This is a genomic window from Kribbella sp. NPDC058245 (genome assembly GCF_042882005.1).
Classification (GTDB): Bacteria; Actinomycetota; Actinomycetes; order Propionibacteriales; family Kribbellaceae; genus Kribbella.
This window is the reverse complement of record NZ_JBHVWY010000016.1, coordinates 39,035-53,983: the sequence shown is the minus strand read 5'-3', so window position 1 is coordinate 53,983 and position 14,949 is coordinate 39,035. Positions and strand designations below refer to the sequence as shown.

Annotated in this window: 12 protein-coding genes; 8 read left to right on the top strand and 4 right to left on the bottom strand. The window is 67.6% G+C overall.

Going from position 1 to position 14,949, the window contains the following annotated elements; all coding sequences use genetic code 11:
* Positions 1-9: 9 nt before the first annotated feature.
* A complete protein-coding gene (locus tag ACFVWG_RS31640) occupies positions 10-1,170 on the bottom strand; it encodes a glycosyl hydrolase (RefSeq protein WP_391547114.1) in 1,161 nt (386 codons plus the stop codon).
* A gap of 186 nt (positions 1,171-1,356) precedes the next feature.
* Positions 1,357-2,373, bottom strand: a complete 1,017-nt coding sequence (locus tag ACFVWG_RS31635) for a LacI family DNA-binding transcriptional regulator (RefSeq protein ID WP_391547113.1) — start codon at positions 2,371-2,373, stop codon at positions 1,357-1,359.
* Positions 2,374-2,463: 90 nt separating this feature from the next.
* Between ACFVWG_RS31635 and ACFVWG_RS31630 the strand changes: the two genes are divergently transcribed.
* Genes ACFVWG_RS31630 through ACFVWG_RS31620 form a run of 3 tightly spaced genes read left to right on the top strand, consistent with a single transcriptional unit; the run spans position 2,464 to position 5,554 of the window.
* The gene (locus ACFVWG_RS31630) at positions 2,464-3,759 is read left to right on the top strand and encodes an ABC transporter substrate-binding protein (protein WP_391547112.1); all 1,296 of its coding nucleotides are present in this window, start codon (positions 2,464-2,466) and stop codon (positions 3,757-3,759) included.
* Entirely contained in the window at positions 3,759-4,637 is an 879-nt protein-coding gene (locus ACFVWG_RS31625) for a carbohydrate ABC transporter permease (RefSeq protein WP_391547111.1), read from the top strand. Before ACFVWG_RS31630 ends, ACFVWG_RS31625 begins: the two co-directional genes overlap by 1 nt.
* The gene (locus ACFVWG_RS31620; RefSeq protein WP_391547110.1) at positions 4,634-5,554 is read left to right on the top strand and encodes a carbohydrate ABC transporter permease; all 921 of its coding nucleotides are present in this window, start codon (positions 4,634-4,636) and stop codon (positions 5,552-5,554) included. The genes ACFVWG_RS31625 and ACFVWG_RS31620 overlap by 4 nt, the downstream gene beginning before the upstream one ends.
* Before the next feature lie 232 nt (positions 5,555-5,786).
* Here ACFVWG_RS31620 and ACFVWG_RS31615 read toward each other — a convergent pair whose 3' ends face one another.
* Positions 5,787-6,527: a hypothetical protein gene (locus ACFVWG_RS31615; RefSeq protein ID WP_391547109.1), complete on the bottom strand. Its 741-nt coding sequence runs from the start codon at positions 6,525-6,527 to the stop codon at positions 5,787-5,789.
* Positions 6,528-6,609: 82 nt separating this feature from the next.
* Positions 6,610-7,482: a LysR family transcriptional regulator gene (locus ACFVWG_RS31610; protein ID WP_391547108.1), complete on the bottom strand. Its 873-nt coding sequence runs from the start codon at positions 7,480-7,482 to the stop codon at positions 6,610-6,612.
* A gap of 74 nt (positions 7,483-7,556) precedes the next feature.
* Here ACFVWG_RS31610 and gabT point away from each other — a divergent pair, with 74 nt between their 5' ends.
* From gabT to ACFVWG_RS31585, 5 genes are all read left to right on the top strand, one after another.
* Complete coding sequence (gabT, locus tag ACFVWG_RS31605; RefSeq protein WP_391547107.1) at positions 7,557-8,879, top strand: 4-aminobutyrate--2-oxoglutarate transaminase; 1,323 nt, start codon at positions 7,557-7,559, stop codon at positions 8,877-8,879.
* Positions 8,876-10,249: an NAD-dependent succinate-semialdehyde dehydrogenase gene (locus ACFVWG_RS31600; protein ID WP_391547106.1), complete on the top strand. Its 1,374-nt coding sequence runs from the start codon at positions 8,876-8,878 to the stop codon at positions 10,247-10,249. Before gabT ends, ACFVWG_RS31600 begins: the two co-directional genes overlap by 4 nt.
* A gap of 353 nt (positions 10,250-10,602) precedes the next feature.
* A complete protein-coding gene (gene lanKC, locus ACFVWG_RS31595; protein ID WP_391547105.1) occupies positions 10,603-13,179 on the top strand; it encodes a class III lanthionine synthetase LanKC in 2,577 nt (858 codons plus the stop codon).
* Positions 13,169-13,720, top strand: a complete 552-nt coding sequence (locus ACFVWG_RS31590) for a flavoprotein (RefSeq protein ID WP_391547104.1) — start codon at positions 13,169-13,171, stop codon at positions 13,718-13,720. Before lanKC ends, ACFVWG_RS31590 begins: the two co-directional genes overlap by 11 nt.
* Complete coding sequence (locus ACFVWG_RS31585; RefSeq protein ID WP_391547103.1) at positions 13,717-14,949, top strand: MFS transporter; 1,233 nt, start codon at positions 13,717-13,719, stop codon at positions 14,947-14,949. The genes ACFVWG_RS31590 and ACFVWG_RS31585 overlap by 4 nt, the downstream gene beginning before the upstream one ends.

The window sequence follows — 14,949 nt, the reverse complement described above, 5'->3', positions numbered from 1 at the left end:
CGCTACGGGTCAGGGGAGGGTGATGCGGACGGGGCCCTGTGCGCGGGCGGCGACCCATTGGAGGTGGAAGTCGCTGCCGGGGGCAACTTCTGGGCGGTGCTCAGGTGACGTGCGCAGGTTGACCGGAGCGGTCAGCGTGGTGACAGCAGGCCGAGCCGGTACGCCGTTGGTCCGCACCGACGCGATGACGTCGGCCAGCGCCTGAGCGGCCGGCTTGCGCTCGTGGTCGACAGTGAACAGGCCCAGGTCGTATTCGCGGTCCGGGAAGTCCAGCAGCCGCCGGTCGATGTCATGCGACGACCACCACGTCACGCCGTACAGGGCTGGGTTCGGCAGCACGTGCTCAACCGTCCGCCGCGTGAACTCGGCCTGCAGGTCGACGGGGATATCCGGTCCCGGTACGCCGACCTCCTGCAACCACACCGGCCGAGACGGATCCAGCGACGTCGCAGCCGCGAGCTCGACCAGGTAGTCGGCATGGCTGAGCGTCGCCGGACCCATCGGCCCGTCCACTCGGGAGACCCCGTTGAACACCCAGGAGTGGACCGTACTGAGATCGCCGAGATCCGCGGCGTCGGTCGGCAGGAACGGATGATCAGTCTTGTACCAAGCGTCGTCGAACACCGAATGCAGCGCCAGTACGTCGGGCGCCGCCTTTCGCACGGTGTCGAGTAGCTCGGAGGCCCAAGCGGTCGACGCCCCGGGCGTGGTCGGGCTGTCCGGCCAGAGGTTGTTGACCTCGTTCCCGAGCGTGATCGCGAACAGGTTCGGCTTCTCCGCGACCGCCCGCGCCACAGTGTCGACGTACGCCGTCAGTCCGTCCCGGATCGTGGTGTCCTCGAACAGGCTCGTCTTGTGCCAGGTCAGGACCCACGACGGCAGGAAGTCGAAGCTGGACAGGTGACCCTGGATCAGGTCGACGGCGACCGACAGCCCATGCTCCGCGGCGGCATCCACTGTGTCCAGCAGATCCTCGATCGCCCGCTCACGCAGAATGGCCCGGTTCGGCTGGATCCACGGCCAGACCGGGAAGACCCGGACGTGGTCGAGGCCCAGTCCGGCCAGATCCGCGAAGTCCCGCCGGACGGCGTCACCGTCGTAATCGAGCCAGCTGTAGAACCAGCCGCTCGAAGGAACGTAGTTCGCGCCGAAGCGGAGATCCGAGGCCATGCCGAGATGCTAAAACGGTTTAGGCCTCACCGGCAACCGCGCCTCGCTTTGGCTGGCTGGCCACTCTCGTTGGGGGTTCCGCACCGTGGTTGAGAGTGCAGAACCCCCCATTTGGGTGCCTAGCCACTCAAATGGGCGTGGATCGGGAGGGCGGGAGCGACGGGGGAGGGAGGGGAAGGCGGCGGGTCACGCGGGCGGGGCGGTGGACTCGCGGACGGTGAGGACGGGGTCGGCGGTGCGGCGGTTGATCATCGTGCCGGGGTCGGCGATGACCGAGAGCAGGACCTCGGCGGCCTGGCGGCCGAAGTCGAAGGTGTCGCGGGACATCGCGGTCAGTGCCGGGTGCATCAGTTGGGTCAGGATCGAGTCGTCGAAGGCCACGATCGACAGGTCACCGGGGACCGAGACGCCCATCTCCATCGCGACCCCGAGCCCGGCGACCGCCATCACGTCGCTGTCGTAGACGATCGCGGTCGGGCGATCCGCCTGGGCGAGCAGCCGGCGGGTGGTCGCGGCGCCCTCGGCGTCACTGAAGTCGGTGGTCAGGGACGGCGCGTCGATCAGCCCGAGTCGCGGTGCGGCATCACGCACCGCTCGGATTCGTCGCTGCGTGTGCTGGAAGATCGGCGTACCGGCGACGTGGGCGATCCGGCGGTGGCCGAGCGCGGCGAGGTACTCGACGATGGTCAGCATCGCGTCCCGGTCGTCGGCCCAGACGGAGGCGAGCGCGCCCTTGCCGCCGCGACCGCCGATCACCACGGCCGGCAGTTCGAGCGCCTTCAAGGCGTCGATCCGGGGGTCGCGCACGGTCAGGTCGACCAGGATCACGCCGTCCACGCGGTGTTCGGACGACCAGCGTTTGTACACCTCGACCTCGGCCTCGGTGTCCTCGACGATCAGCAGTTGCAACGAGATCGACTCAGCGGACAGCCCCGACTGCACTCCGGACAGCAGGTGCGCGAAGAACGGCTCGACCCCGAGCGTGCGCGCCGGGCGGGCGATCACCATCCCGACCGAGTCGACCCGCGAGGCACCCAGCGCCCGCGCGGCGCTGTGCGGCCGCCACGCCATCTGCTCGGCGATCCGCAGGATCCGCTCCCGCGTCGCCTCGCTGACCCCCGGCCGCCCGTTCAGCGCGAACGACACCGCACCCTTGGACACGCCCGCTCGCTGCGCGATGTCCGCAATCGTCGGTCTGGCCATCCGGCACCTCCCCTCACACTCTTGACAGCGGATTCTACGATGTGAATAGTTCGGGAGCTATACCGGTTTATCAAACCCTGGAGAATCCCCATGCGTAGACGCCGCTCGGCGCTGGTGGCGCTGGTCGCCGCCTCGGCACTCACCCTGGCCGGCTGCGGCCTCGGCTCGTCCGGCGATTCCGGCGACGGCGGCGCCAAGCCGACCGTCGGCGCGGATGCCCAGGTGACCGGCGCGGTCTCCCTGCAGACCTGGGCCCTGAAGCCGAAGTTCACGTCGTACGTCGAAGGTGTGATCAAGGCCTTCGAGGCGAAGTACCCGGGCACCAAGGTGACCTGGCTGGACCAGCCTGGTGATGGTTACGACAAGAAGGTGCTGAGCCAGGCCTCGGCCGGCGACCTGCCCGACGTGGTCAACCTGCCGCCGGACTTCGCGCTGCCGCTGGCCAAGCAGAACCTGCTGCTCGACGTCGCCGCGGCCGACCCGAAGATCAAGGACGAGTACGTCGAGGGCGGCGTCCAGGCGTATCAGTACCAGGGCCTGAACGGCACGTTCGGTTACCCGTGGTACCTGAACACCGACATCGACTACTGGAACGCGGACAAGTTCGCCGCGGCCGGTCTGGACGCCAAGAACCCGCCGAAGACCTTCGACGAGCTGCTCGCGGCCGCCAAGGTCATGCACGACAAGACCGGTGGCAAGGAATACCTGATGAGCCGGCTGCCCGGCATCGGTGACCTGACCAACGCGGGCGTCAAGATCATCTCCGACGACGGCAAGAAGTTCACCTTCAACACCCCTGAGGCCGCCGCGCTGCTGGACAAGTACCGCGACGCCTACAGGGCCGGCTACCTGCCGCGCGACATCCTGACCCAGGAGTACCTGGGCAACTCCAAGCTCTTCACCCAGGGCAAGGTCGCCTGGACCACCGGTGGCGGCAACGCGATCGCGGACTTCACCAAGGACAACCCGTCGCTGAAGGGCAAGGTCGTCCCGTCGCCCGCGCTCGACACCCCGCCGCTGTACGTGCAGGGGCTGTCGGTCTCGGCCAAGACCAAGAACCAGGCGGCCGCGATCGCGCTGGCCCGCTTCGTCACCAACGCCGAGAACCAGGCCGCGTTCGCGAAGATCGTGAACATCTTCCCGTCCACCAAGGCCTCGGCCTCCGACCCGTACTTCTCCAAGAGCGACGGTACGCCGGAGTCCGACGCGAAGGTGCTCGCGTTCGAGTCGCTGGCCAAGGCGAAGTCGCTGACGCCGGCGATCATCAGCGGTGCCACCAACGACTTCATCGGCCAGCAGATCTCGCTCGCGATCTCCGGCAAGATCTCCTCACAGCAGGCCCTCGACGCCGCCGTCGCCAAGGCCGACCAGCTGCTCACCCAGTAATGCGCTATCAGCGTTGGTTCACCCCGTGGGTGCTGGTGATTCCAGCACTCACGTGGTTGCTGGTCTTCAACCTCTGGCCGTCGATCAACACGGTGATCCTGTCGTTCACCAACGCCAAGCCGCTCGGCGGTGGCACGTTCGTCGGCCTGAAGAACTTCGAGACCCTGCTGCACGACGAGCAGCTGCGCTGGGCGTTGCTGAACAGCGTCATCTACATGGTGGTCTGCCTGCCGTTCCTGACCATCTTCCCGCTGCTGCTCGCCGTACTGGTGGAGAAGAAGCTGCCCGGGATCACGTTCTTCCGGACCGCGTTCTACACGCCTGTCGTCGCGTCGGCGGTCGTCGTCGCGCTGATCTGGCAGTGGATCCTGGACGACCGCGGTCTGGTCAACGGGCTGGCCGAGAAGCTCGGCGTGATCTCCGGACCGCTGCCGTTCCTGTCCGACCAGTGGCTGTTGTTGCTCAGTGCAATCAGTCTGACGATCTGGAAGGGGCTCGGGTACTACATGATCATCTACCTGGCCGCCCTCGGGAACGTCGGCCGTGAGCTGCACGAGGCCGCGGCGGTCGACGGCGCCAGCCCGATCCGGCGGTTCATCCACATCACGATCCCCGGCGTGCGGGGCACGATGATCCTGATCTCGATCCTGATCTCGGTGTCGGCGTTGCGGGTGTTCTCCGAGCTGTTCATCCTCAGCGGCGGCAAGGGTGGTCCCGGTGGCCGCGACAACTCGGTCGTGATGCTGATCCAGCAGTACAGCCAGGGTTTCGAGGGCAACCTCGGCTACGCCTCGGCCCTGTCGATCGTGCTGTTCTTCGTCACTGTCGTACCGATGCTGGTCCTGGCCCGTCTCAACCGCCAAGGAGCTGAGGCATGAGTACAGTGACCGACCCGGCGCGGCCCATTGCGCTTCCTGACCAGCCCGGTACGGCGAAGAAGCGCGGGCGGAGCGGGGCTTTCGGGTTCAACACCGTGTCGCCGCGGGAGAAGGTGGCCAGGTACATCCTGCTCGTCTTCGTGCTGCTGATCACGATCGGGCCGTTCCTCTGGCAGTTGTCGACGTCGCTGAAGGGTTCCGGCGAAGACATCTACACCCGGATCCCGCGGCTGCTGCCGTCCCAACCCACATTCGATCACTACAAGGCCGTGGCCGACACGATCCCGGTCTGGGACTACGCGCGGAACTCACTCGTGGTCGCCGTACTGGTTGTCGGCGGCAACATCATCGGCGCGTCCCTGGCCGGGTTCGCGATCTCGCGGTTGCAGTTCAAGGGCCGCAAGCTGGTGCTCGGCCTGTTCCTGGCGACGCTGGTGCTGCCGGGTGAGGTCACGATCATTTCGCAGTACGTGACAGTGCGGGAGTTCGGCCTGGCGAACACGCTCTTCGGTGTCGCCCTGCCCGGCATGATCGGCGCGCTGAACGTCCTGCTGATGTACAACGCGTTCCGTTCCCTGCCGATCGAGGTCGACCAAGCCGCGATCGTGGACGGTGCCAACGCCTGGCAGCGGTTCATCTTCATCGGCCTGCCGTCAGTGCGCGGCACCATCAGCGTGGTCGCGATCTTCGCGTTCATCGGCGCCTGGGACGACTTCCTCTGGCCGCTGATCGTGCTCACCGACCCCGACAAGTACACCCTGACCGTCGGCCTGCAGTACCTCTCGGGCACCTTCAGCAACAACCCCCGCCTGATCGCAGCCGGCACCATGATCGCCTTCATCCCGATCGTGATCGTCTTCGCCGTCTGCCAGCGCTTCTTCTTCAAGGGAGTCGAAGAGGGCGCGGTCAAGGGCTAGCCCCAATGCCGGCTGGTGAGGGCGTGAGGCTGATGTCAACCGCTAACGTCCGAAGGAACTGAGGGCGTGGTCGGCGTGTTTTCGGACGTTGTGCTTTGTACGGCGGGTCGGGGCGCGATGGCTGGCGCCGTACCGAAGAGCTGGTAGTGGTCGCTCTCCGAGTCTTCCTGCCGCTTGTCGCACGCGGGCGGGGTGGCTGGAGAGATGACCTATTACCAGCCCGTCGGTACGCCTAGCTGGTTGAGCTGGCGCCTCCGAGCGTCGGGTAGAGCTCGCAGGACTTCGCGGCGGCGCCGGAGACCGGTACCTCAACCGCGGTGGAGCCGCCGCCCTTGACGTTGTAGTAGTCCTCGCCGCCCGCGACGATCCGGCCCTTCGCGTCCCGGCAGACCGCCGCCACGTAGGCGTCCTTGACGTCCTGGGTGTAGTGGCTGGCGATCTTCCCGGTCACCGAGGAGTTGGAGTCCCCCGGCCGGTAGCGGATGCCGGAGGCAATGAACGCCGACGACGGGTGCTCGTCCTTCTGCTTGTCCAGGATGGTCACCTCGGCGGTCACCTTGGCGACCGTGCCCGACTTGATCTCGATCGGCACAGTGGTTGCGACAGTCGCGTTGGACCGGGCTATCGGTGCGGAGGTCTCTTGCTGGCCGAGCACTTCCCCGGCCGCGTCGTACGCCGCGAAGCTGACCTGCAGCGACGAGATCTGGTCGGTGCCGTTGTGGATCACCGCGACCGCGGTCACGAACTCACCGGACTTCCCGAAGCCGACCTCCGTCACGGCGACCCCACCCGTCGGCTTGGCCGACGTGGTCGCCGTAGGGGTCGCCGTCGGGCTTGATGGCTGCGAGCTGGGCGCGACTGTCGCTGTTCCCTGCCCGGCCTGGACATCTCCGCCCGGCGCATCGTTGCCACCCCCGCAGGCCGTCACCAACAGCCCAGCAGTGACCACTGCCGCAACGAATCTTCCCGTCATTTTCCACCCCTTCGTACTGCCCGACTGGTTGTTCCTTGCCGACCTTAGAGGTGCAGGAGGGCAAGGCGGGGCGCTCGCGTGGCTAGCCGTACCGCGTGGTGACGAACTGGCTGAGGCGGTCGGCTATGGCTGCTAGGGCGGCTCGGGCGGGGTGGCGGGAGTCCCAAGCGGTGATGAGACGGACGGACAGGTCGCCGTCGGTGGTGCGGATGGGTAGGGGGCGCAGGTCGAATTGGGGGTCGTCGGAGACGACGGCGACCCCGCGGCCGGCGGCTGCGAGTGCTTGGGCCACTGTGCCATCGGCGGCTTCCACGGCGGCGCCGTACGAGAGACCGTCTCGCCGGAGCGCGGCCTCTAGAGAGATGCGTGAGGTGAAGGCCGGCGGCGGGAGGATCAGCGGTACGTCGGTCAGTTCGGTCAGCTGGATGCGTTTGCGATGGGCCCATCGGTGGTTGCTGGGCACGCAGGCCCACACGGGGAGCACAGCGAGCGTCTTTGTCTCGTACGGCGCTCTGGCCGGTGTACTGGTCATGGCCAGGTCGGCGCCGCGTCCCAGCACCTCGGCGGCGGTCTGACCGTCGGCCTGGAATACCTCGGGCGTCGGGTCGTCAGCGTCGAGCGTTGCGATGAACGGTGCGACCACGTCCCGCAGCGTTGTCAGGGGTGCGCCGATGGTGATCCGGTCGAGGCGGCCCTGCGCCTGGTAGGTCGCGGCGACCCGGAGTGCGTCGGCCCGCTCGAGCACCTCCTGCGCGAGGGGGAGCAGCGCCTGGCCGGCTCGGGTGGGCGTCAGGCGGCCGCCGGTGCGGTGGAAGAGCTCGACGCCCAGCTCCTGTTCAAGCTGGCGAAGCTGTCGGGACAGGCCGGGCTGGGTGATGTGTAAACGGTCGGCCGCCGCGGTGACCGTGCCGGCGTCGACGGTCTGCACGAAGTACCGCAGCGTACGCAGCTCCATGTAGAACTCCCAGGCATGCAGATCGTGCAGAACAAGTATTGGACAGCATAGGGCCGCCGCCGAAGACTGGAAGGATGACGATCGAACAGCGACGCATTCTGAAGACAGCGATTCCAGGGCCGATCTCGGCCGAGCTGATGGCGCGCAAACAAGCCGCGGTGGCGGCCGGGGTAGGCACCACGCTGCCGGTGTTCGCGGTCGCCGCCGATGGCGGGGTCGTGGTCGATGCCGACGGCAACCAGCTGATCGATCTCGGGTCCGGGATCGCGGTCACCACGGTCGGGGCGCGGGCGCCGCGCGTGGTCGAGGCGGTCAAGGCGCAGGTGGACGCGTTCACCCATACCTGCTTCATGATCACGCCGTACGAGGGCTATGTCGCTGTCGCCGAGGCGCTCAACCGGCTCACCCCGGGCGACCACGAGAAGCGCACCGCGCTGTTCAACTCCGGCGCCGAAGCGGTCGAGAACGCGGTCAAGATCGCCCGCGCCTACACCGGTCGGCAGGCCGTCGTCGTCTTCGACCACGCCTACCACGGCCGGACCAACCTGACCCTGGCGATGACCGCCAAGAACCAGCCGTACAAGCGCGGTTTCGGTCCGTTCGCGGCTGAGGTCTACCGCGCGCCGGTCTCGTACCCGTACCGCGACGGTGGGCTCGACGGCGCAACCGCCGCGGCCCGCGCGCTCGACATCATCGAGAAGCAGGTCGGTGGGACCGAAGTCGCGGCCGTGGTGATCGAGCCGATCCAGGGTGAGGGCGGCTTTGTCGAGCCGGCTCCCGGGTTCCTCCCGGCACTGGCCGAGTGGTGCAAGGCCAACGGCGCTGTCTTCGTGGCCGATGAGGTACAGAGCGGGTTCGCGCGGACCGGCGACTTCTTCGCCAGCAACCACGAGGGCGTCGTACCGGACCTGGTCGCGACCGCGAAGGGGATCGCGGGCGGTCTGCCGCTGTCGGCGGTGACCGGCCGGGCCGAGATCATGGACGCGCCGCAGGTCGGCGGCCTCGGCGGCACGTACGGCGGCAACCCGCTGGCGTGTGCGGCCGCGCTGGCGGCGATCGAGACGATCGAGGCAGACGGGCTCGTCGAGCGTGCGCGGCAGATCGAGCAGGTGATCAAGCCGCGGCTCGAGCTGGCCCAGAAGGAGGACGACCGGATCGGAGACATCCGCGGCCGGGGCGCGATGATCGCCGTCGAGCTGGTTCAGGCCGGTACGACGGAACCGGCGCCGGAGCTGGCGAAAGCGGTCGCGACTGCTTGCCATCAGCAAGGAATCATCGTGCTGACGTGCGGCACCTACGGCAACGTGCTGCGCTTCCTGCCGCCGTTGACGATCAGCGACGAGCTGCTGGTCGAGGCCCTCGAGATCGTCGTCGCGTCGCTGCGGGAGGTCTCGTGATCAAGGTTCTCAACCCGGCCGACCTGACCGTCGTCGGCGAGGTCCCCGACGGTACGCCGGTTGACGCGGCCGCCGCTGTTGATGCGGCCGCAAACGCCTTCTCCGGCTGGCGAAAGACGCCGCCTCGCAAGCGGTCCGAGATCCTGCACAAGACCTTCGAACTGATGCTGCGTGACCGCTCCAGGCTGGCCGAACTCATCAGCCTGGAGAACGGCAAATCCGAGGCGGACGCTTTGGCTGAGGTCGGCTACGCGGCCGAGTTCTTCCGTTGGTACGCCGAGGAGGCGGTCCGCCCGGGTGGTGACTACGGCTCGGCTCCGGCCGGTGGCGTCCGGACGATCGTCACCGCCAAACCGATCGGTGTCGCGGCCCTCGTGACCCCGTGGAACTTCCCGGCCGCGATGGCCACCCGCAAGATCGCCCCGGCACTGGCCGCAGGCTGTACGGCGGTGCTCAAGCCCGCGGCCGAGACGCCCTTGACCGCGCTGGCGATCGCTGAGCTGCTCACGGAAGCCGGCGCACCGTCTGGCGTGCTGAATGTCGTCACGACCACCGACGCTGCCGGTGTTGTGTCCACCTGGCTGGCGGATTCTCGAGTGCGGGTGATCTCGTTCACCGGGTCGACCGCGGTCGGCAAGACGCTGCTGCGGCAGGCGGCCGACCGGGTCGTGGTGACCGCGATGGAGCTCGGCGGCAACGCGCCGTTCGTGGTCACCGAGGACGCTGACCTGGAACAGGCGGTCGCGGGCGCGATGATCGCGAAGTTCCGCAACGGCGGCCAGGCCTGTACGGCGGCCAACCGGTTCTACGTTCATGCGGCCGTGGCCGATCGGTTCACCGAGCTGTTCGGGCGGGAGGTGGAGAAGCTTGCTGTTGGCCCCTCTTCGCAGGGTGCGCAGATCGGGCCGCTGATCTCGGCCGCCGCGGTCCAGCGGGTCACCTCGGTCGTCGACGAAGCGGTCGCGGCCGGCGCCCGCGTTACGCACCAGGCCGCCGTACCGGCTGCTGCTGGTCACTTCTATCCGCCGACGGTCCTGCGGGACGTGCCCGACGATTCGACGTTGTTCACCGAGGAGATCTTCGGGCCGGTGGCCTCGATCGCCACCTGGTCCGACGACGACGAACTCGTTGCCCGGGTCAACGAATCGGAGTACGGACTGGCCGGTTACGTGTACGCCGGTGAGCTCGGCCGGGCGATCCGGATCAGCGAAGCGCTTGATGTCGGCATGGTCGGCGTGAACCGCGGTCTGGTCAGCGATCCGTCCGCGCCGTTCGGCGGCGTCAAGCAGAGCGGGCTGGGCCGCGAAGGCGCTCGCGACGGCCTCCGCGAGTACCAGGAGACGCAGTACCTGAGCATCGATTGGCCGTAAATAGGTTCGCGTTACCCATATTCCACAGCCGGTGGGGGCGTACCCAGGGGGCTCGGGAATATGGGTGGTCGCGACCCATGTGGGGGCCGGCGAGAAGCGGTTGACTTCTGGCTATCGGGAAGGCCGACCGGCCTACCGCCCCCAAGGAGCCGGAGACGGTTCCTGACCGAAGGAGAAAATCATGGCTGAGGTTCTCGACCTGCAGATCCTGTCCGAGGAGAACACCACCAGCCCGGTGCTGCACACCGACGGCTCGGGCGTCAGCTACAACTGCTGACCTTCGCGATCCAGGGGGCCTGTGCCGAGTCGGCCCAGGCCCCCCTTCGTCTGTCTACCGAAGGGGAGCAGTGCCGATGATCGACTCGTTCCGGGCCTACACGATCAGTGACCCGCAGTACTACGACCGCGTCGAGCGGTCTTCCGAACCGGGCGCGTTCCTGGAGCTCCTGCGCGAGCGGGTCGGCGAGAAGGCCGCCGTGCTCGACGGCGTCGGCATCTGGGCCCGTTGCCTGGACCGGCCGCTCACCGAGCTGCCGGAGTACGGCTGGAAGCTGCACCTCTCGGCACGGCCGGACGACCTGGCCACGCTCATGCACGCCGTGATCGACGAGTACCTGGTCGACTCGTTCAGCTTCAAGGTCATCCGCTCCCCGGAGCTCGGACTGGCCCAGGTGGCGCGCTGGTGGTCGCGTGGCGGCGCTGGCAAGGCGGTGACTGTCTACCCGCTGTCCGAGGAGCACGCCCGTGAGCTGGCCGACCGCCTCAGCGCCCGGCTCGGCGACCTGCAGGGCTCACACATTCTGACCGACCGCCGGTACCCGGGCAGCGACGTGGTGCAGTACCGCTACGGCACCTTCCGCAAGCCCCCGGGCGTCGACGACGACGGCTACCCGATCAGCGTGGTCACCGGCCCGGACGGTAAGCCGTGGAACGACTCACGCACGCCCACCTTCACCCTGCCGTCCTGGGTCGCGGACGACCCGTTCGCCGTACCGGCTGAGGCAGAAGACGCTGACCCGACCGGTCTGCTCAAGCGTTACAAGATCAAGTCGGTACTGCGGCACTCACCGGCTGGCGGGGTCTATCTGGCGACTGGACCGGACGGGGCGGAGTACGTGCTGAAGGAGGCGCGTCCGCACACCGCATTCGCGCCGGACGGGTCAGACGCGCCGGACCGGTTGTGGCGGGAGTACGACTACCTCAAGCAACTCGACGGCACCGGCATCGCGCCAGACGGCGTAGAGCTGGTGACGGTGTGGGAGCACACGTTCCTGGTGCAGTCCAAGGTGCCCGGTATCACCATGCAGGTCTGGCTGTCCCGCAATCACCCGTTTGCTGTCGGCAAGCCGGACCCGACATACCCAGCGCGTGCACAGGCGATTCTGGAGCAGATCCGGACCGCACTGTCCACCTGTCTGGAGCGCGGCATCGTCTACTCCGACGTGTCGCTCACGAACATCATGATCGACGATGACGACGTCGTACGGCTGGTCGACTTCGAGGCCTGCCGACCGGTCGGATCGGACCCTGCGCAGTACCCACGCACCAGTGGTTTCGCCCCCGAGCCGGGAACGGCCGCCTGGGGGAGTGACGCGGCGTACGTCGCGTACGGCGTCGACGCGATCGAAGCTGCCACGGTGATGCCCCGCAACGCCCTGCTCGCCTTCCGCCCTGAGGTGTTCAGCCGGGCCCTTGCGGTCACCGCCCGTCAGCTCGACGTCCCGCTCAACGGCCTGCAGGAGCGCCTCGACCTCCCCGTAGCGTCCGAAAACACGCCGACGACGCCCTCCGGTTCTTCGGACGTTGGCGTTTTGGCGGAGGTGGTTCGGGGTTTGCGGAACGCGGCGACTCCGGAGCGGCGGGACAGGTTGTTCCCCGGCCATCCGGAGCAGTTCCAGAGCAACACGCTCTCGCTCGCGTACGGCGCGGCCGGCGTACTGCGTGCACTGCACCTACTGGATGGACCAGTAGACGCAGAGTGCACGGACTGGCTGTTGGCGCGGCTCGACGAGAACCGCCCACTACCGATGGGCCTGTACGTCGGTCGGGCGGGTATTGGGCTCGCACTGCTGGAGCTTGGTCTGGACGACCGCGGTCTGCTCGCCGGTGCGACAACCGAGGCGCTGAGTGGTGACAAGCGCGGCGGTCTGGCGACTGGGCTCGCAGGTGTCGGCGTGGCGCAGCTTTACGCGCACCGGCTGACCGGCTCGTCGGAGCATCTCGACCACGCCCGGGCGATCGCGGACCGGCTGATTGACCGTGCATCTGATGACGGCACCGGCTTGTGGTGGCAGCAGGCGGATCCGCATCCGCTCGGACTGCTCCACGGTTCGGCGGGTGTGGCGACGTACCTGACTGAGCTGGGCGTCGCTACGGACGACTCGTTCCTGGTGAAGATGGGACGGCGTGCGCTTGGCTTCGACCTCGCGCAGGGACGGCCGCGGTTCAACGGTGGCATCGGCTTCGGCGCCTACACCGGCAGCTCACCCTTCGAGCCGTACGTCGTTCGTGGGGGCTCGGGCGTTGGTCTGGCAGTAGCGCATCACCTGCGACTGACTGGGGACGAGACGCTGGTCGATCCGCTCTGGTCGATCGTGCGGGGTGTGGGGATGCCGTTCACCGTCAACCCGGGGTACTTCGCCGGCATGAGCGGACTGATCGAGTTCCTGCTCGAAGCCAAGGCGGCGTTGCCGGATGATGCGGCCGCTCTGGACGTGACGATCGGCCGACTGGTCGAGCAGATCACCGCACTCCGTTGTGTGGACGAGTCCGGGACTGGCTTCCCTGGTGACGGCCTGATGCGGCAGAGCTGCGACGTTGCCTCCGGTAGTGCCGGTGTCGCAATGACGCTGCACCGGTTGCAGAACGGTGGGGACACGCTCGACGTACGGTTTGCGCGGCCGGCGGGGGTGTTGAGCCATGCCGGGTGATCGCTTGGCCGTCGTGTGCACCGGTGCGAGTGCTGCACTGGATCTGCCGTCACACCTGGCGCACTGGCGTCGTGAGGTGAGCGGACCGCTGTCCGTGATGCTCACGCACTCGTCACTGACCTTCGTGCAGCCGTCGGCGGTCGCATTGATCGCCGACGAGGTGATCGAGCCGCACGGACCTGTGGTCAACCCGGTCGCTTTCGCTAACCGGGCAAGGCTTTTCGTGGTGGCTCCGTGCTCTGCGAACTTCCTCGTCTCGGCTGCGCTCGGACTGGCGTCGTCGCCCGCACTGACCGCGATGCTGGCCACTCCGGCACCACGCATCGTGTTCCCGCACATGAACCCGCGGATGTGGCAGGCGCGCACCACGCAGCAGGCAGTCCGCTCACTCCGCGAGCAGGACGTCGTCGTGGTGTCGCCGGAAGACACCGAAGTACTGACGCTGTGGAGTGGTGAGTTCGAGCCCAGCAAGGCGATGCCGGCTCCGGTGCGAACCGCCGCTGTGATCGCTGCGCAGTGGCGGAACTTGGTTGCGGCATGAATGGGCGGACCGCGTTGTTGCGTGACAACCGGGACTTCAGCCGGTTCTGGTGGGGACAGGCGCTGACGGCGCTGGGTGCGCGCGTCAGTGACGTGTGCATCCCGCTGCTGGTGCTCGACCTGACCGGGTCGGCCTTGTGGGCCGGTGCGTTGCTCACGGTCCGACTGATCGTGCTGAACGTGGCGCGGCTCCCAGCCGGTGCCTTAGCCGACCGCTGGGACCGGCGGCGGGTCATGATCCTGGTCGACCTCATCCGCGCAGTCCTGTGGGCAGTGTTGGCAGTAGCGGTGTTCGGAGGCGTTACGTCGGTCTGGCCGCTCGTGATCGTCGGAGTGGTCGACGGACTGGTCAGTTCGATCTACAACCCGTCGCTGGCCGCCGCACTGCGCCATCTGGTCCGACCGGACGACATCACCAAAGCCGTGTCCCTCAACGAATCTCGCTCGTACGCCGCCAGTCTGCTAGGTCCCGCGGTCGGGGGCGGGCTGTACGCCGTCGCGCACTGGATCCCGTTCGCGATCAACGCGGTCACGTTCGTGCTCTGCACCTATCTGGTGTTCAAGATCTCCGCTGGTCTGGGTGGTCGCCATGCGTCCCAGGAACGGCTCACCACAGACATGTGGTCCGGTCTGCGCTACGTGTTCACCCAGCCCTTCCTGCGCACTCTCACGATCTGGTCCGCCGTACTGAACTTCGCCACCGCCGCAGCGTTCTTCGGCATGGTGCCGATGCTGGTCAGCCTCAAGACACCGGCCGAGGTGATCGGTGCGATGTCCGCGGTCGTCGCTGCGGGCGCATTGCTCGGATCACTCGTCGCACCAAAGCTCGTGGCGACAGGTGCGTTCCGGGCTGTAGTGGTTGGCGGTCTGGTGGTGGCCGGGGCAGTCACGGCAGTGGCCGTCGTACCGTCGATGCCTGTCGTGGTTGGCGCGCTGGCGCTGCTGGGCGCGACCGCACCGGTGCTGATCATCGCGATGACTGCCCAGGTCTACGACGTCATCGACGACTCGATGATGGCGCGGGCCCAGAGCACCATGACGCTCGTCGGCTCGCTGTTCTACCCGGTCAGCACCCTCGTCATGGGCTGGCTCATGCAGTACCACGGCCCAGGACCGGCGTACGGCGTGATGGCCGCACTGCTGGCAGGTGCCGTCCTGTTCACTCTGGCCCGGCCGGTCCGGGTCCAACTGTCACCTGAACCGGTGGCATCCCGTCCGCTCGTGGTGTGA